22 protein-coding genes are annotated in these 24,170 nt (G+C 71.3%); 13 read left to right on the top strand and 9 right to left on the bottom strand.

Annotated features, from left to right (window positions below):
- Positions 1-31: 31 nt before the first annotated feature.
- The 4 genes from AB5J51_RS36830 to AB5J51_RS36815 form a co-directional block, all read right to left on the bottom strand.
- The gene (locus tag AB5J51_RS36830; RefSeq protein WP_369779719.1) at positions 32-637 is read right to left on the bottom strand and encodes a response regulator transcription factor; all 606 of its coding nucleotides are present in this window, start codon (positions 635-637) and stop codon (positions 32-34) included.
- Positions 638-912: 275 nt separating this feature from the next.
- Entirely contained in the window at positions 913-1,419 is a 507-nt protein-coding gene (locus tag AB5J51_RS36825) for a GNAT family N-acetyltransferase (protein WP_369779718.1), read from the bottom strand.
- Positions 1,412-2,674 (bottom strand): MDR family MFS transporter, encoded by a 1,263-nt coding sequence (locus tag AB5J51_RS36820; protein WP_369779717.1) that lies wholly within the window; start codon positions 2,672-2,674, stop codon positions 1,412-1,414. The genes AB5J51_RS36825 and AB5J51_RS36820 overlap by 8 nt, the downstream gene beginning before the upstream one ends.
- A 13-nt stretch (positions 2,675-2,687) precedes the next feature.
- Complete coding sequence (locus AB5J51_RS36815) at positions 2,688-4,673, bottom strand: YcaO-like family protein (protein ID WP_369779716.1); 1,986 nt, start codon at positions 4,671-4,673, stop codon at positions 2,688-2,690.
- Between the two features lie 604 nt (positions 4,674-5,277).
- Here AB5J51_RS36815 and AB5J51_RS36810 point away from each other — a divergent pair.
- The 5 genes from AB5J51_RS36810 (at position 5,278) to AB5J51_RS36790 (ending at position 9,664) form a co-directional block, all read left to right on the top strand.
- Positions 5,278-5,982: a VanZ family protein gene (locus tag AB5J51_RS36810; protein ID WP_369779715.1), complete on the top strand. Its 705-nt coding sequence runs from the start codon at positions 5,278-5,280 to the stop codon at positions 5,980-5,982.
- A gap of 80 nt (positions 5,983-6,062) precedes the next feature.
- The gene (locus tag AB5J51_RS36805) at positions 6,063-6,779 is read left to right on the top strand and encodes a response regulator transcription factor (RefSeq protein WP_133899202.1); all 717 of its coding nucleotides are present in this window, start codon (positions 6,063-6,065) and stop codon (positions 6,777-6,779) included.
- Positions 6,772-7,890 carry a sensor histidine kinase gene (locus tag AB5J51_RS36800; RefSeq protein WP_369779714.1) on the top strand — a complete coding sequence of 373 codons (1,119 nt, stop codon included), beginning with the start codon at positions 6,772-6,774 and terminating at the stop codon, positions 7,888-7,890. The genes AB5J51_RS36805 and AB5J51_RS36800 overlap by 8 nt, the downstream gene beginning before the upstream one ends.
- 44 nt (positions 7,891-7,934) lie before the next feature.
- Complete coding sequence (locus tag AB5J51_RS36795) at positions 7,935-8,573, top strand: RNA polymerase sigma factor (protein WP_053787335.1); 639 nt, start codon at positions 7,935-7,937, stop codon at positions 8,571-8,573.
- Positions 8,570-9,664: a CU044_5270 family protein gene (locus AB5J51_RS36790; protein WP_369779713.1), complete on the top strand. Its 1,095-nt coding sequence runs from the start codon at positions 8,570-8,572 to the stop codon at positions 9,662-9,664. Before AB5J51_RS36795 ends, AB5J51_RS36790 begins: the two co-directional genes overlap by 4 nt.
- A gap of 28 nt (positions 9,665-9,692) precedes the next feature.
- Here the strand turns inward: AB5J51_RS36790 and AB5J51_RS36785 are convergent, their stop codons facing one another.
- Positions 9,693-10,064: a helix-turn-helix domain-containing protein gene (locus AB5J51_RS36785; protein ID WP_053787337.1), complete on the bottom strand. Its 372-nt coding sequence runs from the start codon at positions 10,062-10,064 to the stop codon at positions 9,693-9,695.
- 101 nt (positions 10,065-10,165) lie between these two features.
- Between AB5J51_RS36785 and AB5J51_RS36780 the strand changes: the two genes are divergently transcribed.
- From AB5J51_RS36780 to AB5J51_RS36770, 3 genes are all read left to right on the top strand, one after another.
- Complete coding sequence (locus tag AB5J51_RS36780; protein ID WP_136223615.1) at positions 10,166-11,005, top strand: SDR family oxidoreductase; 840 nt, start codon at positions 10,166-10,168, stop codon at positions 11,003-11,005.
- A 113-nt stretch (positions 11,006-11,118) separates the two neighbouring features.
- Entirely contained in the window at positions 11,119-13,590 is a 2,472-nt protein-coding gene (locus AB5J51_RS36775) for a SpoIIE family protein phosphatase (protein ID WP_078987432.1), read from the top strand.
- A gap of 33 nt (positions 13,591-13,623) precedes the next feature.
- Positions 13,624-14,169, top strand: coding sequence for a hypothetical protein (locus tag AB5J51_RS36770; RefSeq protein ID WP_369779712.1), 546 nt, complete (start codon positions 13,624-13,626; stop codon positions 14,167-14,169).
- A 45-nt stretch (positions 14,170-14,214) separates the two neighbouring features.
- Here AB5J51_RS36770 and AB5J51_RS36765 read toward each other — a convergent pair whose 3' ends face one another.
- Positions 14,215-14,817, bottom strand: a complete 603-nt coding sequence (locus tag AB5J51_RS36765) for a TIGR03086 family metal-binding protein (protein ID WP_369779711.1) — start codon at positions 14,815-14,817, stop codon at positions 14,215-14,217.
- Between the two features lie 300 nt (positions 14,818-15,117).
- On the opposite strand from AB5J51_RS36765, the gene AB5J51_RS36760 reads away from it, so the two are divergent.
- From AB5J51_RS36760 to AB5J51_RS36750, 3 genes are all read left to right on the top strand, one after another.
- On the top strand, positions 15,118-15,627 hold the full coding sequence (locus tag AB5J51_RS36760) for a hypothetical protein (protein ID WP_136223611.1): 510 nt from the start codon (positions 15,118-15,120) through the stop codon (positions 15,625-15,627).
- A gap of 307 nt (positions 15,628-15,934) precedes the next feature.
- Positions 15,935-16,630: a DUF1062 domain-containing protein gene (locus tag AB5J51_RS36755; protein ID WP_136223608.1), complete on the top strand. Its 696-nt coding sequence runs from the start codon at positions 15,935-15,937 to the stop codon at positions 16,628-16,630.
- 243 nt (positions 16,631-16,873) lie between these two features.
- Complete coding sequence (locus tag AB5J51_RS36750; protein ID WP_369780376.1) at positions 16,874-17,230, top strand: Imm49 family immunity protein; 357 nt, start codon at positions 16,874-16,876, stop codon at positions 17,228-17,230.
- 93 nt (positions 17,231-17,323) lie between these two features.
- On the opposite strand, the gene AB5J51_RS36745 is transcribed toward AB5J51_RS36750, so the two are convergent.
- Positions 17,324-18,445 (bottom strand): nucleotide disphospho-sugar-binding domain-containing protein, encoded by a 1,122-nt coding sequence (locus AB5J51_RS36745; protein WP_053787343.1) that lies wholly within the window; start codon positions 18,443-18,445, stop codon positions 17,324-17,326.
- 224 nt (positions 18,446-18,669) lie between these two features.
- Entirely contained in the window at positions 18,670-19,719 is a 1,050-nt protein-coding gene (locus AB5J51_RS36740) for a helix-turn-helix domain-containing protein (RefSeq protein ID WP_369779710.1), read from the bottom strand.
- A gap of 118 nt (positions 19,720-19,837) precedes the next feature.
- On the opposite strand from AB5J51_RS36740, the gene AB5J51_RS36735 reads away from it, so the two are divergent.
- Together AB5J51_RS36735 and AB5J51_RS36730 are read left to right on the top strand one after the other, a co-directional pair.
- A complete protein-coding gene (locus tag AB5J51_RS36735; protein WP_369779709.1) occupies positions 19,838-20,734 on the top strand; it encodes an alpha/beta hydrolase in 897 nt (298 codons plus the stop codon).
- Positions 20,735-20,914: 180 nt separating this feature from the next.
- Positions 20,915-22,012 (top strand): serine hydrolase domain-containing protein, encoded by a 1,098-nt coding sequence (locus AB5J51_RS36730; RefSeq protein WP_369780375.1) that lies wholly within the window; start codon positions 20,915-20,917, stop codon positions 22,010-22,012.
- Between the two features lie 57 nt (positions 22,013-22,069).
- Here AB5J51_RS36730 and AB5J51_RS36725 read toward each other — a convergent pair whose 3' ends face one another.
- The gene (locus AB5J51_RS36725; RefSeq protein ID WP_369779708.1) at positions 22,070-24,139 is read right to left on the bottom strand and encodes a phosphocholine-specific phospholipase C; all 2,070 of its coding nucleotides are present in this window, start codon (positions 24,137-24,139) and stop codon (positions 22,070-22,072) included.
- Between the last annotated feature and the right edge of the window lie 31 nt (positions 24,140-24,170).

The raw sequence follows: 24,170 nt of genomic DNA, 5'->3' as shown, positions 1-24,170 counted from the left end.
CAAGGGCGTTCGGGATCCGACCCTGTTCGGATCAGATCCATTCCAGATTCCGGGCGATGCGCAACGCGTCAATGCGGTTGCGTGCACCCAGTTTCACCACGATGGATGAAATGTAGTTGCGCACCGTCCCTTCGGACAGCGACAGCCGTGCGGCGATCTCCTCCACCGTGTCACCCCCGTCGAGGTGCTCGAGTACGGACAGCTGCCGGGGGGTCAGCGGGCAGTCTCCGTTGGCCACGGCCGCGACAGCGAGCTCGGCGTCGAAGGCTCGCTCGCCCTCGTGCACCAGATGGATCGCCTCGAAAAGGCGCTGAGGCGGGACACTGCGCCGCACCATTCCGCCGATCTCCCCGGCGAAGGCCCTGCGAACGGCCGAGCGGACGCATGCGGTGGCGACCAACAGCGTGCGGACGTTGGGAAGGATGGCGATCTTCTCGGCGATATCGACCGTTTCCTCGTCCCGGCCTTCGAAACTGATGACCACGACCTCGGGTCGATTCAGCTCGGCGAACTCGAGCGCGGCATACCTGTTGTCCACCGATCCCACGACCCTGATCGCCGGATCCTGTTCCAGCAGTGCCGTGAGCGCACATCGGGACAGGGAAAGATCATCGTAGACCATCACATCGACACTCATTCGAATCCCCCGATCAATTGAGACGATGCAGCGATAGCGTGCGCGTACGAAATGTTTGCGTGATGCCGTCCAGGGTGCCGAGCGGGCGAGCCCCGGGATTCATGGGCATACCGAACACCCTTGCACGCAACGCGTTTCGGACGTCGAACGAGCGATTGCCTGTGTCAGGTCGGGGGAGCGCGTCGCGCTCCTGCGGGTCGGGGGCGCCGGCTTGGACGCCGGGACATCGGCTGGTCAACGGCCACCTCACCGGGACACGGTGAGGGGCGCCCCGGTCACGGCAACGGCGTCAGAGGGAGTGCGAGGAGGTCCACGCCGTGCGGTGGCCCCGTGAGTTCGCCGACCTTCGTCCAGCCCCACCGCCGGTACATCTCGCGCGCCGACGCCCTGCTCGACGCGGCGAGCACGGCGAACGGCTCGGCGCGGTCGGCCAGTAGCAGGTCCAGCAGCTCGCGCCCGTGCCCGCGGCCGCGCAACTCCCCTACGACCGCGAGCTCGTAGACGTAGAACAGCGGCCGGCGCAGCCACGACGGGGCGGGCGCGGCGGCGCGCGGATGCCACCATCCCTCCTCGCGGTGCACGCCGTAGGCGAAACCCCCGAGCACACCGCCCTCCATGACGGTGGTCACGGAGAAACCGGGCAGTGCCGCGTGGCCGGCCAGCTCTCGGGCGAAGCCGTCGGCGGCCGCCTCGTCCTCGTGGTAGGGCGGCTGGCGGTAGACCCGGTGGTAGACGTCGCGGAACTCCTCCGGGCGACGGACCTCGGCCGCACGCTCAGCCACGGACGGTCTCCCGCTGGACGCGTGCGGGCAGCACGCGCCGGAGCCGCTGCAGCACCACCACCGCCGCGAGGCAACAGAGGCAGAGCGCGAACCACGGCAGGCCCGCGCCCCGCGCCAGCAGCCAGGTGAACACGGTCGGCGCCAGCACCTTGGCCAGGCTCCACATCAGCTCCTCCAAGCCCAGGTACCGGCCGCGGAGGTGCCCTGCAGCCATCCCCACGATCAGTGCGCTGCTCGTCGGGGCCTGGAGCAGCTCCGCGACCGTGAAGACGACCATGCCCAGTACGAGGCCGCCGAAGGCCAGTCCGACGTGCTCGCGGGGAACCAACGCGATCAGGACGAAGGACACCATCCACAGGACGGCCGCCACCTGGAGCACTCTGGGCCGCCGGTGCCGCTCGACCGCCTTGGCCAGTGCGGTCTGGGCCAGCACCACCATGACGGTGTTGATCGCGAACAGCATCCCCGGCTGCCACGCCGGCAAGCCGCGCCCCTCGATCACGTAGGCGCTCAGCAGCACGGTCAGCGCGAGGTCGCAGAGCGCGAACACCCAGACGGTGGCCAGGACGCCGAGGAACGGCCGGTCGGCGAGTACCTCCCGGTACCCGCCGCGCGGCTCCCCGGCAGCCTTCCCGGCCGGGACCGGGTCGGCGCCGGCGGGTGGCGGCACGGCGGACGGACGCCAGGTCGCGACCAGCCCGGCCGCGGCGAGGAACGACACGGCATTCAGCACGACCACGGCCGTGTAGCCCGAGGTGCCGCCCCAGCCGACGAGCGTGCTGCCCACCAGTCCGCCGACGCCGATCCCGGCGTTGCGGAGGGACCGGTCCATCGCGTACCAGCGCGCCCGGTGCCCGTCGTCGGCCACCTGCGCCACCAGCGCGGAGACAGCGGGCCGGAACAGGCTGTCGCCCCACATGGTGACCATGACCAGCCCGACCAGCTGCAAGGGTGTGTCGATGAACACGTAGGCGGTGAAGGTCAGTACACGGAGCAGGTTGCTCGAGACCAGCACGCGCCGCGGCCCGAGCCGGTCGATGAGCCGACCCCCCAGCGGTCCCGCGGGCAGCGAGAGCAGCGCGCCGGCGGACAGCATCAGACCGACCGTGGTAAGGGGGATGCCCTTGGCCGCGTGGAAGTACACGACGGCGAACGGGAGGAAGAGCCCTGTGCCCAGGGCGTCGACGACCTGGGCGACGATCAGGGGCCTGCGGCCCTTGGTGTTCGGCAGGCCGAGGGTGTCGATGACAGCCATGGGTATCCCTCACTCACGCGTGGGGCAGGGGGAAGACGTTGAACTCGTCCTCGGACAGTGGTTGCGACCGCCAGCCGAGCCGGACGCCCGCGCGGCCGATCCTGCCGTCGCCCCACATGGGCATGCCGGCGGGGAAGTTCGACACGAGGCCGGGCACGATCGTGTGGGCGGCACTGAACCCGGCCGCTTCGGCGTCACAGGTCGTCAGGTCGACGCTGATCACCTCGAAGCCGCGGGCCTCGACCCGTTCGCGGTACGCCTCGAGGCTCCGCTGCCTGAGCGCGGGCAGTCCGTCCCAGGGGCGGGTGGGGAGGTCCCGTACCCAGGGTGCGACCCGCTCCGCCGCCCGCGGATCGAGGTGGACCTGCTGCTGGCACAGCAGGTCCCGGACGTCGCTGAAGTCCGGCCGGTAGGAATCGAGATAGCGCCGGTCGGCGCGGTACGGCTTGAGGTTGCCCAGGTGCGGCAGGTCCGCCCGGCCGTCCGCCAGCATCTTGTCGTCGTCGAGGAAGCGGCAGGTGTGGTGCAGGGTGAACCCCTCGGCGAGCGCCTTCTCCGCCGCCTCCTGCGGGTCGGGCCGGGTGGCGAAGCCGATGCCCAGCCATCCGGCGGCCCGGTCGCGTACGACCGCGGCGAGCACCGGGACGTCGAACTCGTTGTCCAGATGGATCAGGCTGATGTCGTAGGCGTCCAGGCTGTCGGCGACCAGCTCGCGGATCCGGTCGGGAATCGGCAGCCGGGGAAGGCGGGCGGCGTTGGCCCACCACAGCATGGTGGTGTCCCGCTCGATCACCTCTTCGAGCCCCGAGGTGACGGCGTGCTCCTCGCTGACGCCGCAGGCCACGCCGGCCACCAGCGGATCGGAGTAGGCAACCGGGTCGTGCTCTCCGTGGGCGACCAGGAAGGCGGGCACCCACACCGGCTCGCCGGTCGTCCACGAGCGGCCCTCGACCCAGGCGCACTCCGCGTCCACGGTCAGGGGCGCGAAGGGGAAGCCGTCGCTGCGGTACTGCCGTTGCGAGTACAGGTGCAGCCGGCGCGGGTCGAGCACGGGCACGCCGGCCCTGCGCAGGCGGGCGTGGCTGCCGTACCGGAGCCGCTCCTCGGGCAGTCGGCTGCCGCAGTAGCGTTCGACCGCCTCGCCGACGGCGCTGCGGCGGGCGGCGTCGAAATCGGACCAGGACGTGCCGAACGCCTGCCGGTCGTTGGGCCAGTCCGCGACGCGCCGCATGTCGGCGACGTCCACCGCGCACACCCGCAGCTGCGCCGGCATGCCCGGCAAGGGGGCCAGCTCCTGGACACCGGTCACCACACCGACCTGGTCGTCGACGAGCAGGTCCGCCTCGGGGTTGCCGCGCACCACCGGCCGCGGCCGGGTCGGAACCGGCAGGATGGTGCGCTCGATCCGGTCGAGCCGGCGCGGATCGAGCTCGATCTCGTCGACGGTGGCCTCGCCCGTGACCCAGCGCTCCAGGTAGGTGCCGAGCTGTGCGGATGTCCAGCGGACGTCGCCGTCGCGGAGCCGGTGGCCGTCCGGCTGCGGCGCGGTCCGCATGGCCTCCACGACCCGCGGGTCGTGTGCCGCGCTGAGCCTGCGGTCCAGTACGTCCGCGAAGTCCGCCGTGGTACCGGGGGTGATGGCAGGTCCGAGGACGGCCCGGCCGCGTTCATGGCGCAGTGGCAGCCAGCGCAGGCCGGACCGGGCACACAGCTCGTCGATGCGGCTCAGTTCGCGGTGGGCGGGGTGGGAGAAGGCGGCGACGAGCACGGTGTCGCGGACGTCGACGACGGACAGGTCTTCCGGGGCGGGCCCGACGTGTGCGTAGCCGGTGGTGCTCAACGCGTGGACGAGGGGGGCGGTGAGCTCCGGCGCGCCGGTGATGAGGACCGTGGTGCCCGCCACTCGCGCCGCCCGCTCGGAGTCGAGGGCGGCTCCGGCCGGACGCAGGCAGCCGTCGTGCTGCAGGACGTCGACCACCTCGGCGTATTCGGAGGCCATTCCCGCCAGCAGTTCGCTGCGGGACCTGGTTCCGTCGCAGCGTGCCAACCATGCACGAAACTCGGAGGTGGGAGCGGATATGTAGAACTGACCACCGTTCGAGGTGGCGAGAAAGCACAAATCCTGCTCGAGATCGTATATCTCAACGTCCACGATTTCCAAAGCGGTGTCGTCCGCCGACATATCAGCCCCCATAGAAACTGACTCCTGGTGCAAAGTGCCACGGTCCCGGGGGAAACCCGGGACCGTGGTCGAGCGACCTCAGAGGGTCAGCGTCACTTGGCGACCGAACGGTTGTGGACGACCGCACGGTTGTGCACCACCGCGCGGTTGTGGACCACGGCGCGGTTGTGAACGACGGCGCAGATGACGTTGGTCTTGACGGTCGAGATCATGGAAGTTCCTCCCGTTTGGCTGTCAGGTACGAGAAATAAGTTACGGGAATTCGGCACCGCCACCCAGGTGCATTCCTCACGAATCCTCGTGGATGGCTCACGGGTTCGCCCGGCGGTCCCGGTCCGGGAATACGGCACGGGGCCGGGTATCGCCGGCGTATCGGAAATCGGATACACCACCGCAACGGCCCTCCGTCTCCGATGGGGGCATGAACCACAACGCAGCCACGGCGGCCCGGCCCCGCCGTACGCGCAGGATCCTGCTCCTCAGCCTGGCCATCACCGGGATGGCGAGCGCCGTGTTCGTCGTGCGGGGGCCGCTCATGATGTCCGCTCCGCGGTGCATGGCCGGGCGGTGGCACGGCTGCTACGACACGTTCAACGGTGTGGTGCTCATGACGTTGGTCGCGCTGCCGTTGTCCGTGCTCGTGGTGTGGGCGCTGGCGCGCCGGCGGCGGGCCGCCGGCGTCACCTGGGCGTGGCGGATGTCGCTGGCCGAGGTGGGCATGGTCCACGGGACGGTGCCGTTCCTGTGGCTGACCATGATGCCGGGCGCCGCCCCCGGCATCGCCCCCGCCCGGGTGAGCCTGGTGCCGCTGCGGGACCTGGTCACGATGGGATCGCTCGGGATCGTCGGCAACCTGCTGGTCTTCGCGTCGCTGGGGTTCTTCGCCCCGATGCGGCTCGCGGCGCTGGCGTCCCTGCCGCGGATCCTGGCGCTCGGGGCGGGCTGCTCGGTCCTGGTCGAAACCGCACAGTACGTACTGCAGCTGGACCGGGTGTCCTCCGTGGACGACGTCCTGGTCAACGCCGCCGGCGCCGTACTGGCCGCACTGGCGTCGCGCCGCTGGTGGCCTACTGCGGCGCAAGCGCCGGCGGACCGGCCCCACCCCGCCCCGGCGCCTGCAGACTGAGTCGAATATCCGGTGTGCACACGCTTTTGCACATGTCTCTGCATACGTCGGCGATATGTTCCGCTGCTTAGGCTTCAGACATGCGCGTACTGATCGTGGAGGACGAGCCCTACCTGGCCGAAGCCGTCCGTGACGGCCTGCGGCTCGAGGCGATCGCCGCCGACATCGCCGGCGACGGCGACTCCGCCCTGGAACTGCTCAGCGTCCATTCCTACGACCTCGCGGTCCTCGACCGCGACATCCCCGGTCCCTCGGGCGACGAGGTCGCCCGGCGCATCGTCGCCTCCGGCAGCGGCATCCCGATCCTCATGCTCACTGCTGCCGACCGGATCGACGACAAGGCTTCCGGGTTCGGGCTCGGCGCCGACGACTACCTCACCAAACCGTTCGAGCTGCGGGAGCTCGTCCTGCGGCTGAGGGCGCTGGACCGCAGACGCGCGTACGCCCGGCCCCCGGTCCGCGAGATCGCGGGCCTGCGGCTCGACCCCTTCCGCCGGGAGGTCTTCCGCGACGGACGCTACGTCGCGCTCACCCGCAAACAGTTCGCCGTGCTGGAAGTCCTCGTCGCCGCCGAGGGCGGGGTCGTCAGCGCCGAAGAGCTGCTGGAACGAGCCTGGGACGAGAACGCCGACCCCCTCACCAACGCCGTACGCATCACGGTCTCCGCACTGCGCAAACGGCTCGGCGAACCATGGATCATCGCCACGGTGCCCGGCGTCGGCTACCGGATCGACACCGGTACGGACACCACCGCCCCCGGCAAGGACGACTTCGGCCCCGGCAGTACGCATGCATAGACGCCCGGGGCTCAGCGCCCGCCTGAAACTCACCCTCAGCTACGCCGGATTCCTCGCCGTCGCCGGCGCTCTCCTGCTGACCGTGGTGTGGGTGTTCCTGCTGCGCTACGTACCCGACAACTCCCAGGGCCTGCTCGGGATCTCGCCCAACCGCTACCTCCTCGTGCACACCTTCGCCCCCGCCGCGGCCGTGGCGATGGCCTTCCTGCTCGTGTTCGGCCTCGTCGGAGGATGGATCCTCGCCGGCCGGATGCTCGCCCCCCTCACACAGATCACGGACGCGGCCCGGAGGGCGGAGAACGGGTCGCTGTCCCACCGGATCCGCATGAAGGGCCGCCAGGACGAATTCCGGGAACTCTCCGACGCGTTCGACTCGATGCTCCGACAACTCGAGTCCCACGTCGCCGAGCAGCAGAGGTTCGCCGCCAACGCCTCCCACGAGCTGCGCACCCCGCTGGCGATCTCGCGTACGCTCCTCGACGTCGCCCGCAAGGACCCCACGCGGAACCGGGACGAACTCATCGAACGCCTGCACACTGTCAATACGCGGGCGATCGACCTCACCGAGGCCCTCCTGCTGCTCAGCCGAGGCGACAGCGGAAACTTCACCCGCGAGAGCGTCGACCTCTCCCTCCTCGCCGAAGAAGCCGCCGAAACGCTGCTCCCCCTCGCCGAACAGCGGCGGATCACGCTCGAGGTCACCGGTGGGGCGGCGCGGACCAGCGGCTCCGCGGAGCTCCTGCTGCGGATGGTGACGAACCTCGTCCAGAACGCCGTCGTCCACAACCTCCCCGCCGGCGGCACCGTGACCGTCCATACCGAGGCGCAGGGCGACACGAGCGTGCTGCGGGTCGAGAACACGGGCAGTCGGCTCCCGCCGGAACTGGTACCGACCCTCACCGAACCCTTCCAGCGCGGAACGGAACGCGTACGCACCGACGAACACGCCGGCGTCGGCCTGGGCCTGGCCATCGTGCACAGCGTCGTCCGCGCCCACGACGGGACCCTCGACCTCGCCCCCCGCCCCGCCGGCGGTCTCCTCGTCACGGTCCGGCTTCCCGGCACGCCGTGGACATCGCCTCGCCCCCGGCCGGGTGCCACCACCATGTGACATGAGCCACGGGAACCTCCCGGCTCGGGCGGACAACTGCTGACGTGAACTACTCATTGCACTCCCGGATACGCTCCGGGGAACCGGAAGCGTTCCGGGAGATCTTCCGCGATCACGCGCAGCTGGTTCACCGGCATGCCGTACGCGTCACAGGGGACTGGGCCCTCGCCGAGGACGTCGTCTCGCTGACCTTCATGGAGGCCTGGCGGCTGCGCGCGAAGCTGCGCGACGAGGGTGACAGCCCGCGCCCCTGGCTCATGGGCATCGCCGTGAACGTCCTGCGCAACACCACGCGGGCCGCCCGCCGGCACCAGCGTGCCCTCGGGCGGCTGCCCGCCAAGGAGACGGTGCCGGACTTCGCCGACGAGCTCGTCGCCCGCCTCGCCGACGCCGACCAGCTGGCCGCCGCGCAGCGCGCGCTGCGCAAGCTGCGGCGCGGCGAGCGGGAGGTCTTCACGCTCTGCGTCTGGTCCGGGCTCGGCTACGCGGAGGCCGCCGCCGCGCTCGGCGTGCCCGTCGGCACGGTCCGTTCCCGGCTCTCCCGCGCCCGGACGCGGCTGCGCAGGCTCGCGGAGGAGGAACTGGGAAAAATCGGGGAACCCGTACCCCGCTCCGGACAAGTACAGGGCGGCCGCACTCCTGCGGCCCGGTCGCAAGAGTCGCACGAGGAGGAAACCCGATGATCCGCAGGACATGGCGGCGGGACGAGTCGCTGGACCACGCGGAGCTGGGCCGGCTGCTGCCGCCCCCGGGGAGCCCGGAACTGCCGCTCGACCGTCAGCGCCTTCTTGAGGAGCACCTCATGAACGAGTTCCGGAATTCCGCCGCGGACACCACCCCCGGCCCCCTCTCCCGTCGGCCGGTACGCCGGGCCCTGGTGTTCGGCGTACCGGTCACGGCCGCCGCGCTGGCCGCCGTGGTCGTCTTCAACACGGGCGCGGGCTCCGCCGGTCCCGGGCGGGCGGGGCGGGTCGAGGCGCCGGTGGTCGCCGTGGAGGCGGGCAGTGCGGAGCAGGTGGCCACCACCGTGCGGCAGATCGCCGCCACCGCTTCGACGGGCCGGCTGCCGGAGCCGGGGCCCGGCCAGTACGTGTACGTCAAGAGCCAGGTCTCGTACCTGGCCATTTCGCACGACGTCGACAAGAACGAGTCCAAGACCTGGGTGCAGCCGCTGCACACGCGGGAGGTCTGGAAGTCCCCGGACGGCACGAAGGGCTGGCTGGACGAGCCCGGGCAGCAGCCCAAGGGCGGGATCACCCTGGACAAGGACGCCCCGCAGTCCAAGCCGAAGAACGGCCAGGACGTACCGGGCGAGACGGCGAACTTCTCGTACGACTGGCTGAAGGCGCAGAACGCCGACCCGGACGCCCTGCTGAAGGCGGCCTACGCGGCGGTCGGCGAGAGCGGGGACCGCGACCAGCAGGCGTTTCAGGAGATCGGGTCGATCCTGCACGAGCAGCTCGCCCCGGCGCCCATCGCCGCCGCCCTCTACCAGGCGGCCGCCAAGATCCCGGGCGTGGTCGTCGTCCAGCACTCCCAGGACGCGGCGGGGCGCGACGGCATCGCACTGGCCCGGCTCGACGAGCAGCGGGGCGAGCGCACCGAGTGGGTCTTCGACCGTTCGACGTACGCCTACCTCGGCAGCCGGGGCGTGCAGATCAGGGAGAACGACGGGATCAAGGCGGGCACGGTGATCGAGCGCACGGCGGTGTTGGAGCGGGCCGTGGTGGACGGGCAGAAGAAGCGGCCCGGCGCAGGGCAGGGCACCGTCTGACGCGCGGGCGCCGCCAGCTGCCGCCCCGCTATCCCGCGCTGCGGGGCGGCAGCCGCCGCGTGATCCGGTCGAACAGCTCCGTCAGCGGTTCGCTGATGTCCCGGCCGAACTCGGTCAGTCCGTACGTGACCTGGGGCGGTGTCGTCGGTTCGACCTCCCGCCAGACCAGGCCGTCCTGAACCAGCGCGCGCAGGGTCTGGGCGAGCATCTTCTCGCTGATGCCCCGGATGCTCTCGCGCAGCTCGTAGAACCTGAGGTCGTTGCTCCGCAAGGAGATCAACACCCAGATGCCCCACCTGCTGGTCACGTGGTCGACCACGTCGCGCGCGGGGCAGTCGGTGTGAAACACCTCATACCGCTGTACCGCCTCGGGTCGTGTGAGCTGCGCGCCTTCCTCCATGTGATGAGCTTACCTACAGGTATGTCCTTACCAAAAGTTAGCCCCTCTCCTAGCGTCGAGACCACGGAGCACATACGGAGCACACGGGCGAGGAGCTGATCATGATCGTGGTGACCGGGGCCACCGGGAATGTGGGGCGGCCGTTGACGCGGGCACTGGCCGAGGCGGGACGGCAGGTGACGGCGGTGTCGCGGCACGCGGCGGCCATGCCGGACGGCGTCCGCCACGTGGCGGCAGACCTGGCCGAGCCGGCCGGCCTCGAGCCCGCGCTGGCCGGGGCGAAGGCGCTGTTTCTGCTGCTGTCCGGCGGCTTGCACGCCGCCGGAGCCGACCCGGCCGATGTCATCCGCCAAGCCGCGGCCGGCGGGGTCCGCCGGGTCGTCCTGCTCTCCTCGCAGGGCGTGGCCACCAGGCCCTTCGGCCCGACGCGGATCGCGCTGCGCGCGGTGGAGGACGTACTGCGGGAGTCCGGCCTGGACTGGGCCATCCTCCGGCCGGGCGGCTTCGCCTCCAACGCCCTGTGGTGGGCCGAGTCCGTCCGCGCGCAGGGGGTCGTCGCCGCGCCCTTCGGTGACGTCGGGGTACCGGTCATCGACCCGGCGGACATCGCCGAGGTCGCGGCGGCGTGCTTGCTGGATCACCGCCACACCGGCGGCGTGTACGAGCTGACCGGCCCGGAGAGGATCACCCCTCGGCAGCAGGCGGAAGCCATCGCCGCCGCGCTGGGCTCGCCGGTGCGGTTTCACGAGCTCACCCGCGACGAGGCCAAGGCAGCCATGGCCCAGAGCATGCCGGTGGAACTCGCCGAGGACACCCTGGACATTCTCGGCTCCCCGAACCCGGCCGAGCTGCGCGTCAGCCCGGACGTGCAGCGGATCCTCGGCCGCGCCCCGCGCCCCTTCGCGGACTGGGCCGCCCGCAGTGTCTCCGCGTTCCGCTGAGAACGGTCATGCCCCCTCTGCCCGCTCCCGACTCGCCCTGAGCGTGTAGGGCGCGACAGCATGGAGGGAGGGCGGCCGACCGCGGCTGCTCTCGCAGAAAGGCGTTACAGACCGTGACGAGGCAGCGCTTTGCGTTCTGCGGGGCTGAGCTGGCCGCTGTCTACGTGCTCGCCGACGGCCGCGAGGAACTCCATCTGGCCGAGCTGACCGGAAAGCCCTCCATGCTGTACGGCCTGCCGGCGGTCCTCTCCGTGGACGGGCACTCCCCGGCCGCCGAGGCCTACCGCTCGGGCCGCCCACTGTGGCTGAACCCGAAGGAACTCGCAGCGTACGTCGAGGAGGACCCGCACCACTTCCCCGGCCGGGTCCGGGAGGACTCCGTCAAGCCATCTCCGGCCAGGCTCTCACTGGGCGCCCTGCCGCTCGGGCACGGCGCCCAGGAGCTGGGCTGTCTGATCGTCGCCGGTGACGTCCCCGAGGGGTTCAGCAACGACCGCCGGAGCCTGCTGGAGCTGTACGCCGACCAGGTCGCCGCCGGACTCGCATCGGCGGCCGCCCATGCGCCCGGGCGCCCGGCCCCGCGCCCCCTGCGGGGGCACACGTTGGTCCCGCTCCGGGGCGGCGCGTTCATCCTGGAACTCGGCACCGGCCGCATGGAGGCGCACGCGCGCGTGCTGGAGATGCTCGGCATCCCGCCCGACCGGTTCGACGGCAAGGTGGAGACGCTGCTCGAGAGTGCCGTACCGGACGACGTCCCTGCGCTGATGGCCATCGTCGAACCCGACAGGCTGACGTCGGGTCCGCAGCAGCTGGCGTTCCGCATCCGCCGGCCGGGGGGTGAACTGCGCTGGCTGGGCCTGCGGTGCCGGGTGATCACCGACGACGACGGCACCCCCGTACGGGTCCTCGGCGTGGTGGCCGACGCCTCCTACCTGCGCCCCAGCGCCGACGAAGTCTCCATCGTGCAGCGGCTGTCCGCCCAGCTGGCCGGCGCGACGACCATCAGGGACGTCAGCCAAATGGTCGTCAACTCCCTGCGCGGCCCGCTGGACGCGAGCCGGGTGGCGGTCGCGGAACTGGAGGCCGACCGGCTCGTGGTCACCGTCCTCGATCCTCCGGATCCGCAGGCGTGGCCGGACATGTGGCGTTCGGAATGGCGGTCCGAGTGGCCGGACGCCTCGATGCACGACCTGCCCACGCTGCAGAGCGTGCTGCGGGAGGGCCACGTGAGCCTGTGGCCGCCGGGTGCGGACCTCGAACCCGCTCTCGCGGGGATCGGGCCCGGCGGGCTCGCGGTCCTGCCGCTGCCGGCGGACGGCCGGATGGTCGGGGTCTGCCTCGTGGGGTGGGACGGTCAGCACCGGTTCGGACCGGAGGAGCGGTCCCTGCTCACCGCCACGGCGGGGCTGGTGGGGCAGGCGCTCACGCGCGCGCACGCGCTGGACGCCGGCCATGAACTCGCCACCATGCTCCAGCGCAGCCTGCTACCGCGCAAACTCCCGTCGCTGCCCGGCGGGGTGGCCGTCGCCCGGTATCTGCCCGCGACCGTGGGGCTCGAGGTGGGCGGCGACTGGTACGACGTGATCCCGCTCGGCGACGGCCACGTGGCGCTCGTCATCGGCGATGTGCAGGGGCACAGCGCCGGGGCTGCGACCATCATGGGCCAGATGCGGACGGCCGTGAGGGCCTACGCCGTGGAGCGCCACCCGCCCGATGTGGTCATCGCCCGGGCCAACCGGCTGCTCGTCGGCATGGAGACGGACCTGTTCGCCACCTGTCTGTACGTGGACCTGGACATGGAGGAGGGCATCGCCTGGTTCGTCCGCGCCGGTCACCCGCAGCCGATCCTGCGCAACCCGGACGGCACCACCGCGGAGATGACGGTGGAAGGAGGACCGCCGCTGGGAGTGGTCACGGACACCGCATTCCCCATGACGGAGGTCGGCCTGGTCCCGGGGGCCGTGCTCGCCCTGCTGACGGACGGCATGGTCGAGTCGTCCAACGTCCGTCTGGAGGACGGCATGCGCCGGGTGTGCGAGGCGTTGGCCATGGCGGACCCGGCCGACCCGGGGATGATGGCCGACGAACTGCTCGCGGGGGTCAACCGGCGCGACGACGACGTGGCGCTGCTGCTCCTGCGCTACGACGGCACCCGCGCCCGCCCGATGCGGACGAACTGGACCGTCTGGCGGCTCCCCAACGCCGTCCAGCACGCTCGCCGTTTCGCCGCGCGCACGCTGCGCTCGTGGGGCGTGGAGGCGGAACTCGACGTCGCCCTGCTGGTGGTCTCCGAGCTGGTCACCAATGCGATCGCCCATACGCAGGGAGAGGTGCAGCTGGATCTGACGCTGTCCGCGGACCGGCTGCGGATCGCCGTGAACGACGGCTCGCCCCGCAGCCCGGTCAGGCCGGCGAGCGTGGACTGGTCGGCGACGGGCGGCCGCGGAATCCTCATCGTCGAGGCGACGACGGCGTCGTGGGGCTCGGTACCGCTCAGCGGCGGAAAGCAGGTGTGGGCGGAGGTGCCGCTGGCCACCACGCGAACGGCTCACCCGGCGCGCGCGGCGACTCCGCCCGGAGTCTGATGACGCCCGCTGATCGGGGCCACCTGCACCCAATTGGGCGAAAAGGCCGGTGAAACGCTGCTCGTCGCGTCTCGGAACGAGCGATGGTCTCTCCAGACAAGGCGGATCGAGAAGAGGAACGAGACATTGCATCTGACGCGTACCGCAGCGGTCCTGGGCGTAGCCGCGCTGACCGTGCTGACGGTCCCGGTCAACGCTCACGCCGCGGCAATCGCTTGCGGTGGAAGCGCCTCGACCGGCCGAGTGGCGATCAACGGCTGCATCAGTGCCCAGCGGGGATCTGCCGGCCGGTTCCCCACTCGAGACATCACGGCGCACATCAGGGCGCGTAACACTGGAGCAAAGGGACTGAACGTCTCCTATGAGGCGTTCTTCCGCGTCGTCGACGGCGGCCACTGGGAGAAACTGGGCAGCGGTCGTGCCTACGTCCGGGCGGGCGAGGCCATCGGCCCCGTCGAAGTGGGAAGCACGACCCGGGTGTGCGGCCCCGTGAAGGTCGAGATCCGCGTTCATGCTCGCGCCGACGGCGCCGCCTGGAGCGGCTGGTCTCCCGCAGCCACGAAGCAATGCCAGACCTGAGAGCCGGATGTTCCGTGCCCCGGCAGGGCCGGGGCACGGAGAAGGTCACGGGGACGTCGGCGGCGTCCAGCCCGGATCACGCCCGCTGAGCCCGACCGCCCGGTCCAGCAGCGGGGCGTCCTCCGGTACGGGCACGATCGGCCCGAAGATGCCGTCGCCACGGTCCCCGTCTTCGGCGGCCGCCAGCAGGAACGCATGCGCGGCGCGCAGCGCGGCCTGATCGGGTACGTACTCCTGGCCGGTGGCCCGAGCCAGGTCCCATCCGTGCAGCACCAGTTCGTCGACGGCCACCACGCCGGCGATTTCGCCGGGCAGGTCCACTCCGCCCGCGCGGGTCATGCCGCTCCAGGCGGCCGGATCCTGCCAGGCTTCGGCCAGTTCGCCGAGCGCTCTGGGCAGGTCCTCCCGCCAGCCGGCGGGCAGGGAGAGCGCGGCTGAACCGGGGGCCGTGTCCGTCGTGGGGCCCAGGTCCTTGCGGGCGGCGTCGCGGAAAGCGACGGCGAGGCCCGCGAGGTGACCCAGCAGGTCACTGACCGCGTAGTCGGGACAGGGCGTTCGGCCGGCGAGCGCGGCGTCCGGGACGGCCGCGGCGAGACCGGCCACGATCCGGGTTTGTGGTCCGAGGTCGATGGTCCTCGTATCGGTCATCTGCCACTCCTCCCGGGCGATGGATCTGAAGGGTAGACCGGCGCCAGAGCCCGTACTCATCGCAACGCGCGCGCCGATCAGGTACCCGACGGGATCCGGCATAGCGTTCATCATCAAACCATTGCAACAATCAGAGCGGTCACTGTTGCATTGCACTCAAGATGATTGCAACGATTTCCCTCAATCTACCTGCAACAACACCGATTCTGCGCAATAAATCTGTTGCTGGTTTCATGAATGCAACGTAGCGTTTCCCACATGAGAAACAACGGGCCGAAGGCTTCTCAGGGGGGTCGGATCATGGAGACAGCGCAGAGCGAGCAGCAGTCGGCGCCCGGCGCCGTCACCGCCTTCGCCCGCTTCGTACTGTGTGGCGGCGGAGTGGGGCTCGCCTCCAGCTTCGCCGTGGCGGCCCTTGCCGTCTGGATTCCCTGGGGTCTGGCGAACGCCCTGGTCACGGCGGTTTCCACGCTCCTCACCACCGAGCTGCACGCCCGGTTCTCCTTCGGCGCAGGCGGGCGCGCCACCTGGCGCCAGCACGCCCAGTCGGCCGGGTCCGCTGCGGCCGCGTATGCGGTGACCTGCCTGGCGATGCTCGTCCTGCACCAACTGGCGGCGTCACCCGGCGCACTGCTCGAGCAGGTCGTCTATCTGTCCGCCTCGGCGATCGCCGGTGTCGCGCGGTTCGCGGTGCTGCGCCTCGTCGTCTTCGCACGGAACCGCTCGCAGGCCGCGGCCACGGTCCGCACCGCCCGTCCTGTACGGGCGACCGCGCCCCGCGCCGCAGCAGAGCTCTGCCGCGCCGCCTGAGCGGCATGCCGGGCGGCATGCCAAGCTCCGCCGGCGCGCCAGGAGATGGCCGCCGGCTTGGCGAAGCACCGCATCCACGATCCAGCGGAAAATGAGTTGCCTGCGGGCCGTGGGCTCGATCATGCTCGCCCGCATGGACCTGTAACGGCTGCTACACGGCAACAGCCAACCTGTCGCGCGATCGACCCCGGCGCCTGATGGCTCGGCCCCGAGGCGATGACTCGCGCCCTCGTGTGCATCCGTCAGATCCAGGAGCCGCGGCCCCGCCTGCGAGAGCTCCTGCTGAGTCCTGAAAGCAACCACATCCATGAATACCGACCGCAAGGCCCTGTGGGCCGTGCGTCAGTCCGCCCTGCCCAGTGTCGTACGACCCTGCCCGGACTGCTCCAGCACGCGTCACCGGCCCTCGGGCAAGATCCGCGTCAACGCGAACGGCAAGCTCCTCGACGTCTGGCTGCTCCTGAACTGTGCAGCGTGCGACCGGACCTCGAAGGTGCCCGTCCACGAACGCGTCCACGTGTCGTCGCTGGATCCCGCTCGCCGGATGGCGTACGAGACCAACGAACCGGCCGTGGTACGGGAGTTGACGATGAGTGCGTCGCTCGCCGCGAAGAACGGATACCTCCTCGACTGGACCGGTACCTGGGAACTGGAAACCCGCACGCCCCTCTACGCACTCGACGACCCGACACCGCTCAAGGTATTGGTCGGCTTCGAGCTGCCCGTACCGGTCCGCGTCGAACGACTGCTCGTTCGCGGGCTCGGTCTCAGCCGCACTGAGATACGGCGCAGGGTCGGGGACGGGCGCATCCAACTGCCGCTGGCTCTGAATGCCAAGAGGCACCGGGACTTCGAGTTCACCATCCACGGACCCGGTTGCGTCGGCACCGCGGAACACTCGCAGCTCCCCGGCGCTCGGACCGACGTGCGCACCGGCCTGAGCCACATCGGGTTGCACGACACGCCGCAGCGATTGTCGCGTTCGGCGACGGCGCGAGCGTAAGAGGGGAACGGTGGGGCCTCCTGGCCGGCCCGTTGGCGTACACGGCCTTCGAGCTGCCAAGAGGCCCTGCTCCGTGCGTGACCCCGTCCGGGACGTAGCGGGGCGAGCCCGCCCGTCACACCTCGCGCCTAGGCTGACCCTGCGCGCCCTGGCCGCCGAGGGCCGGGGGGCCTTCGACTCCGGACTGGGCGACCTCCTGCTCCCGCACACCGCCCTGCACCCCCCGGTGCGTCGCCGAGCAGTCTGCTCCCGCTCCTGCCGCTCGGTCTGGCCGCGCTCGCGTACCGGATCCTGGGGTGGGCGCCGGCGCTCCAGACCGACTATCTCCCCCACGCCCTGGTCACGGGTTTCGAGACCCGCGGCCCGAGGGTCGGGGGCTTCGGCCGCGACCGGCGTCCCGATGCGGTCGCCGCGCTGGCCGACGCCCTCGAAGCCCACCGCGAGCACTTCCGGGTCGCCGACCGCGCCGACGACCCGGACGCCGCGATCAACCTCAACGTCCTCGCCCTGGCCTGCCACGCCCGCCGCCGGGGCTGGAACATCCGGGTCGAGTCCCCGTACCTGCCCCAGCGGCTCCTCGAGGCTGCCGAACCCTTCTAGGGGGTGTCGTGTACGTGATGCGCAGGTCGCCGGTGGCGGCTGCGGTCAACGCCGGGGCGAGGAGCGCCCGCCACGGGCGGTTGTGGCCGCTGCCTACGAGGCAGCCAGCGCCTCCAGGGCGGGGACGGTCTCGGCCGGGGTCGGCAAGGCGGCGTTCTCCGCCTGGAGGCGGGTGGCGGCCTCGCGCAGGGACGGGTCGGTGATCAGACGGGTGAGGAGCGCGGCGTCGACGTCCTCGGAGGCGGAGCGCAGGGCGGCGCCGGTCGCGGTGAGGGCGTCGGCGTTGATGAAGTGGTCGGCGCCCTGCGGGAGCAGCAGCTGGGGCAGGCCGGCCTGCAGGGCGGTGAGCAGGGTGCCGGAGCCGCCGTGGTGGATCAGCGCGTCGGAGGCGGTCAGCAGCTCGGCCAGCGGAACCCAGGGCAGCGCACGGACGTTGTCCGGGAGGGTGCCGAGCGCGGTGAGGTCGGCGTCGCCGACGGCGAGCAGGAACTCGGCGTCCACCGAGGCGGCGGCCTCGATCAGGCGGACGATGGCGCGGACGCCGTCCATCTCGGTGAGCACGGTGCCCAGGGTGATGGCGACACGCGGGCGGGTGCCGCGGCGGAGCAGCTCGGCAGGGACGGTGCCGCCGCCGTTGTAGGGGATGTAGCGCATCCGCAGGCCGCCCGGGTCGCCGCCGAGCGAGGCGGGGATGATGTCCAGCGCGGTCGGCTCGGCCGGACCGGCCACCTTGTACGTCTCGTACGCCTCGGTGAAGTTGGCGGCGATCCGGCGGACCATGTCGAGGCCTGAGGTGACGCCGAAGTTCTGGATCACCGACGGTATCTTGAGCTTGGCCGCGACCAATGGGGCGGAGGCCTGGAAGGAGTCGTAGACCAGCAAGTCGGCGCCCCAGCTTTCGGCGACCTCCAGCAGGCCCTCCACGGTGGGGCGGGAGATCATCGCGAACCCGCGGGCCGCCCTGTCGAGGATCTCGTCCGAGGACAGTTCGGGAGCGACGTAGCGCACCTCCTCGTCGGCAGACTGCTCGATCATGTCCCGGATGGTGCGTCCGTCACCGATCTCGACGATCGGAAAACCTGCCTCGCGGAGCCGGTTCAGCGGCTGCGAGCTCGCGAACAGCACCTCGTGGCCCGCGGCGCGCAGTGCCTGCGCCGTCGGGATCATCGGGAAGAGGTGGCCGGCCGCGGCCGGTCCGGTGAAGAGTATGCGCACGGTTTCTCCTTGCCAGTGGTCTACCGGTCCAGGACGAGTCGTGCGGGCTCGCCCCGGTTCGCTTCGGTGAACTGACGGGAAGGCGCGCTGTGTTCCCCACCGAGGATCGATAATCGGACATTCTGCAACGCGCCCTCCGGACACGAAGCCGCCGGCACAGTTCAGCCCGTGCGAATCGGTGAAGGTGCGCGACGGTCCTCAACGAGCGGCTGTGACCGGCACCTTCACGGCGACGCCTCGTCATCGAGCAGCCGCCAGGCGGCGAGGGCGAGGCCGGCCCGCGTCAGCCCCGCGGGGCCGCTGAGGTCGATGGCGAGCGCTTTGCCGATCTGTTCGATCCGGCGCGCGACGCTGCTGTGGTGCAGGTGGAGCAGGTCGGCAGCCCGGCGCAGGGACCCGGCGACGCAGTAGGCGTCCAGCGTCTCCAGGTCCTCGGGGTTTGCGGCCACGCGGGCGAGCGCGGCGACATCGGGGTTCTCACGCAAAGCCGCCCGGGGTACCTCGGCCAGGAGTGCCAGCGCGCCCAAGTCGGCGTAGTGGACGACCGGTTCGCGCGGCGTGGCGAAGCGCAGGGCGGTACGGGCCTCCCGCCACGACCGGTCGGGGCTCTCGGCGGCGCCGATCCCCGCGCGCACGCCCGTCGGCAGCCGGTCCCGGTCGACGACGGCGGCCAGCACGACCCCCAGGCCGCCGATCTGCGCCGCCTTCACCGGCCGGCCCGGGCAGACGAGCCCGCCCACCTGGTCGAGCGGCAGCCGCGGTGAACGTACGGCGAGGACACGGACCGGCAGACCGGCGGCGAAACCCAGGAGCCGCAGCGCCCGGGCCCTGGCCGCCTCGTCGCCGTCGGCGCTGATCACCAGTTCGACGAGCGCGGGGTCCGCCATGGTGGTCCGGGCCGGACCGTACCGTTCGACGGCCGCCGCGACGGCGAGGGCGAGCCGGTCCAGCAGCACCTCGTCGAGCGGGTTGGCCGGGCCGGGCCGCTCCAGCCACACCGTGCCGATCTCCTCCTCGTCCAGGAGGACCGCCGCCGTGCCGGACGGACCCGTCGGCGGGGCGGAGGTCCCGGTGCCGTCGGGCGCGACGCGGATCGCCCGCTCCGTGCCGTGGAGCCGTATCCCGGCAACGCACTCGGCCAGGCCCGCAGAGGCCCGGGCCAGCGCCGGCAGGTCCACCCGCCGGCGCATCAGCGTGTCGTAGAACGCAACGATGCGGAGCGCGCCGTCGACGTACGGATCGAGTCCCGAGAGCCGTACGGCCAGTGCCTCCATGACAGAAGCATAGAAGGACGGGCGGCGACGAACGTGCGCCGATCGGCGCGCGAGCGGCGCGCAATGCCCGACGGGCGGCGGGCGACCCGGGCCGGACCGGCCCGTGAGGATGGTCGGCATGGACCCCGAACTCGAAGCATTCGTACCGCTGTTCCCCAAGACCGACCTGACCGACCCGGTCGCCGCCCGCAAGAGCTTCGCCGGACTGGCCGCCGCGATACCGGCGCCGGACGCCGCCGGCATGGAAGTCGAGGACCGCACCGTGCCCGCCGACCCCGGTGTGCCGGTGCGGATCTACCGCCCGCACGGGGCCCACGGCGCCGTCGTCTGGCTGCACGGCGGCGGATTCCTCATGGGCGACCTGGACACCGAGCACCCGTGGGCCTCCAGGATCGCCGCCGGATCCGGCGCGGTGGTGATCTCTGTGGGCTACCGTCTCGCCCCCGAACACCCCTTCCCGGCCGCACTCGACGACGCCTGCGCCGTCCTCGCCTGGGCGGTCGAGCACTCAGCCGACCTCGGTGTCGACCCGGCCCGCATCGCGGTCGGCGGCCACAGCGCCGGCGCGAACATCGCCGCTGCCGTGGCGCTGCGCTCCCGAGACGAGCAGGGGCCGCCGATCCACTTCCAGCTGCTCAACCAGCCGGGGCTCGACGACCGGCAGGAGACGTGGTCGGCGCGGAACTTCACCGACACCCCTTGGTTCTACCGCGACAAGGCCGCCGCGGGGTGGCGGCACTACCTGGCCGGCCGGCCCGCGACCCCGTACTCCGCGCCGGCCCGGGCCACCGACCTGTCCGGCCTGCCGCCGGCCTACATCTCCACCGCGGAGTTCGACCCGAACCGGGACGAGGGCCTCGCCTACGGGGTGCGCCTGCTCCAAGCGGGCGTATCCGTCGAGCTGCACCAGTGGCCCGGCACTTTCCACGGGTCACAGGCGCTCCTTTCCGCCGAGGTCTCGCACCGGCAGAACGCCGAACTCGGAGCCGTCCTGCGCCGCGCCCTGGCCGGATGAGCCATGCCTTCCCCCTCACTCGCATCTCTGACCAACGAAAGGACGGACGCGGTGACGATCCGATCGAAGATCCGACTGGTGCTGTGCGCAAGTGTGGCCACGCTGACGGTCTGCGCCGGGACGGCGACGGCAGCCCCCCACGCGACCGCGCGCCCCGACCCCTCCGGCCTGAAGTCCGCCATGGACGGTGTCCACCGCGCCGGAGTTCCGGGCGTGTACGGCGAGGTGCGCGCCGCCGACCGGACCTGGCGCGGCGCCTCCGGGGTCGCCGACACCACGACCGGACGCCCCGTCAGCGCGGACATGCGGCACCGCGTCGGCAGCATCACCAAGACCTTCACCGCCGCAGCGGTCATGCAGCAGGTCGAGCAGGGCCGGATCCGGCTCGACGCGCCGATCGGCGGCTACCTGCCCCGGCTGGTACCGGGCGAACGCGGCAGGAGCATCACGGTGCGGATGCTCCTCAACCACACCAGCGGCATCCCCGACTACGTCCCCTACGCGTTCCCGTCCCTGCAGGCCGACTCGCCCGCCAGCCTCGACGACAACCGCTTCCGGCAATTCACCCCGGAGGAGCTCATCGAGCTGGGACTCGCGGCGCCTCCCGCGGGTGAGCCCGGCGGCCCCACGGGCGTGTACTCCAACACCAACTACCTGCTCCTCGGCCGACTCCTCGAGCGGGTGTCCGGCACCACGGCCGAGGAGTACATCACCCGGAACGTCATCGACCGCGCCGGGCTGCGGCACACCGCGTTCCCGGCCGGCGCGCGCATCGAAGGACCGCACTCACGCATGTACGAGTCCCTCTACGGGCTGATCGACCCGGCACGCGACTACAGCGTCTACAACATGTCCTGGACGGGTACGGGCGCCGCCGTGGTGTCGACCATGGAGGACGTCAACCGCTTCTACGGCAGGCTCCTCGACGGCGGGATCGTGAGCCGGTCCTCGCTGACGCAGATGCAGCGCACGGTCCCGGTCCGCGCCCTGGACGGAACGACGATCGAGTACGGCCTCGGCCTGCACAAGGTCGTCATCGCGGACTGCGGCACCTTCTGGGGCCACGACGGCACGGTGTGGGGCGCCGCAATGATGTCCCTGACCCGGGCCGACGGCAAACGCCAGATGTCCGTCGCGGTCAACCTCGCCAGGTGGAACGAGCGCGACTCCTCGGGCAGGCCACAGCCCCACCCCATCGACGGAGCCCTCTCGACGCTGTACCGCCAGGCGCTCTGCGACACCGGCAAGGCCCCGCAGGGCCCGGCGGCCGCTCCGTAGCCGGCCCGCCCGGCCGTGGCCCCGCTCCGCGGAGGGATCCGCGGAGCGGGGATCGGGTCAGGAGGACTGGTCCGTCAGGATCGCCGGGTCCGAGAGGCCGGCTGCGCCGGTCTCGACCTTGCCGGCGAAGCGGCGCCGGAAGTCCGGGGCTTCGGATGCGGTGACCGTGACGTCGTACCAGCGTCGCGTGTTCTTCAGGGGCACGGTGTACGTGACGGTGGCGCCCTTGGCGACCGTGAGGCGCTTCGGCCCTCCGCCGTACGCGTTGGTGACCGTGAGCGTCGCGGTCGATGCTCCGGCGTTGGTGAGGGTGAGGTCCAGGTTGCCCGTGGCGGCGTTGTGGCGGGCGGTGACCTCGGGCCCGGGGGTGGTGCCGGGGTTGCGGAAGCCGCGGAGGAAGCCGTTGGGACCGTGGACGGTCAGGTCGGTGACCCCGGCCGAGTAGCGGGTGTTCCAGGCGTCCGCGATCGACTTGCCGGCCTCGGTGGTGTACGTCCAGGGTGCGTCCGTCCGGTTGGCGGAGGTGACGTAGAACTGCGCGCCCAGGTCCGCGCCGCCGCTGAACGTCAGCCGGAACTTGCCCTCATCGGTGAGTGCGGTGCCGTCCACGTACGGGGCGTACTTCAGCGGACGGGTGGGGCACAGGCCCTTCTCCTGGCGCGGCATGGTCGCCACGGCCGGCGGGGTGGCCCGGAAGTCGGGGTGGCGCTCGCGGTCCTGAGGCTCCCAGCGGCCGGTGTCGGGCAGCCGAACCGTACCGGTGTCCGTACGGGCGAAGTCGAAGGCGGAGGTCAGGTCACCGCAGACGGCGCGGCGCCAGGGCGAGATGTTGGGCTCCTGCACACCGAAGCGCTTCTCCATGAAGCGGATGACGGAGGTGTGGTCGAAGGTCTCGGAGCAGGAGTACCCGCCGGTGCTCCACGGCGAGACCACGAGCATCGGCACGCGCGGGCCAAGACCGTACGGGCCGGCGACGTAGCCGGCCTTGCCGGGGAAGACGTCGAGCGCGGTCGGCACGGTCGACAGGCCCTGGTTGGCGTCCGCGGGGGCGTACGGCGGGACGACGTGGTCGAAGAAGCCGTCGTTCTCGTCGTAGGTGATGAACAGCGCGGTACGGGCCCACACGTCGGGGTTGGACGTCAGCGCGTCCAGCACCTGCGCGATGTACCAGGCGCCGAAGTTGGCCGGCCAGTTCGAGTGCTCGCTGAACGCCTCGGGGGCGGCGATCCAGGAGACCTGCGGCAGGGTCCCGGCGGTGACGTCGGCGCGCAGCTTGTCGAAGAAGCCCTCGCCGGTCCTGGCGTCGGTGCCGGTGCGGGCCTTGTCGTACAGCGGGTTGCCGGGCTGCGCGTTGCGGTAGTTGTCGAAGTAGAGCAGCGAGTTGTCGCCGTAGTTGCCGCGGAAGGCGTCGTTGATCCAGCCCCAGGAACCGGCGGCGTCGAGGCCATTGCCGATGTCCTGGTAGACCTTCCAGGAGATGCCGGCCGCCTCGAGGCGCTCGGGGTAGGTGGTCCAGCCGTAGCCGGCCTCGGCGTTGTTGAGGACCGGGCCGCCGCCCTTGCCGTCGTTGCCGGTGTGGCCCGACCAGAGGTAGTAGCGGTTGGGGTCGGTCGAGCCGATGAACGAGCAGTGGTAGGCGTCGCAGATGGTGAACGCGTCGGCGAGGGCGTAGTGGAACGGGATGTCCTCGCGCGTCAGGTGGGCCATGGTGGCCGGGGTCTTGGCCGGCACCCAGTTGTCGTACTTGCCCTTGTTGAAGGCGCTCTGGCCGCCCGCCCAGTCGTGGTTGAGGCCCTGGAGGTACTCCATGCCGAGGTCGTCGGACGACGGCCGGAACGGCAGCGTCTCCTTGCCCGCGTTGTCGGTCTGGTGCCAGACGGACTTGCCGCTCGGCAGAGTCACCGGACGCGGGTCACCGAAGCCACGGACACCGCGCAGCGCACCGAAGTAGTGATCGAAGGAACGATTCTCCTGCATCAGGACCACGATGTGCTCGACATCGGCGATGGTCCCGGTCGTCCCCTGCGCGGGGATCGAGGCGGCGCGCGCGATGCTCTCGTTGAGCAGGGTCAGGGCGGCGGCGCCGCCGGTGAGCTGGAGGAAGCGGCGGCGGTTCAGTTCTGCCATGGCGAGAGGGACCTCTGCTTTGATCGGCGAG

The organism is Streptomyces sp. R33, assembly GCF_041200175.1.
GTDB lineage: Bacteria > Actinomycetota > Actinomycetes > Streptomycetales > Streptomycetaceae > Streptomyces > Streptomyces katrae_B.
This window is presented reverse-complemented; position numbering and strand designations above follow the sequence as displayed.

What these genes read in the sequence shown, in the direction of transcription:
- AB5J51_RS36830 (WP_369779719.1), bottom strand. Translation starts at nt 637, where the DNA reads ATGAGTGTCGATGTGATGGTCTACGATGATCTTTCCCTGTCCCGATGT.
- AB5J51_RS36820 (WP_369779717.1), bottom strand. Translation starts at nt 2,674, where the DNA reads ATGGCTGTCATCGACACCCTCGGCCTGCCGAACACCAAGGGCCGCAGG.
- AB5J51_RS36815 (WP_369779716.1), bottom strand. Translation starts at nt 4,673, where the DNA reads ATGGCCTCCGAATACGCCGAGGTGGTCGACGTCCTGCAGCACGACGGC.
- AB5J51_RS36810 (WP_369779715.1), top strand. Translation starts at nt 5,278, where the DNA reads ATGAACCACAACGCAGCCACGGCGGCCCGGCCCCGCCGTACGCGCAGG.
- AB5J51_RS36805 (WP_133899202.1), top strand. Translation starts at nt 6,063, where the DNA reads ATGCGCGTACTGATCGTGGAGGACGAGCCCTACCTGGCCGAAGCCGTC.
- AB5J51_RS36800 (WP_369779714.1), top strand. Translation starts at nt 6,772, where the DNA reads ATGCATAGACGCCCGGGGCTCAGCGCCCGCCTGAAACTCACCCTCAGC.
- AB5J51_RS36790 (WP_369779713.1), top strand. Translation starts at nt 8,570, where the DNA reads ATGATCCGCAGGACATGGCGGCGGGACGAGTCGCTGGACCACGCGGAG.
- AB5J51_RS36785 (WP_053787337.1), bottom strand. Translation starts at nt 10,064, where the DNA reads ATGGAGGAAGGCGCGCAGCTCACACGACCCGAGGCGGTACAGCGGTAT.
- AB5J51_RS36780 (WP_136223615.1), top strand. Translation starts at nt 10,166, where the DNA reads ATGATCGTGGTGACCGGGGCCACCGGGAATGTGGGGCGGCCGTTGACG.
- AB5J51_RS36765 (WP_369779711.1), bottom strand. Translation starts at nt 14,817, where the DNA reads ATGACCGATACGAGGACCATCGACCTCGGACCACAAACCCGGATCGTG.
- AB5J51_RS36760 (WP_136223611.1), top strand. Translation starts at nt 15,118, where the DNA reads ATGGAGACAGCGCAGAGCGAGCAGCAGTCGGCGCCCGGCGCCGTCACC.
- AB5J51_RS36755 (WP_136223608.1), top strand. Translation starts at nt 15,935, where the DNA reads ATGAATACCGACCGCAAGGCCCTGTGGGCCGTGCGTCAGTCCGCCCTG.
- AB5J51_RS36740 (WP_369779710.1), bottom strand. Translation starts at nt 19,719, where the DNA reads ATGGAGGCACTGGCCGTACGGCTCTCGGGACTCGATCCGTACGTCGAC.
- AB5J51_RS36735 (WP_369779709.1), top strand. Translation starts at nt 19,838, where the DNA reads ATGGACCCCGAACTCGAAGCATTCGTACCGCTGTTCCCCAAGACCGAC.
- AB5J51_RS36730 (WP_369780375.1), top strand. Translation starts at nt 20,915, where the DNA reads ATGGACGGTGTCCACCGCGCCGGAGTTCCGGGCGTGTACGGCGAGGTG.
- AB5J51_RS36725 (WP_369779708.1), bottom strand. Translation starts at nt 24,139, where the DNA reads ATGGCAGAACTGAACCGCCGCCGCTTCCTCCAGCTCACCGGCGGCGCC.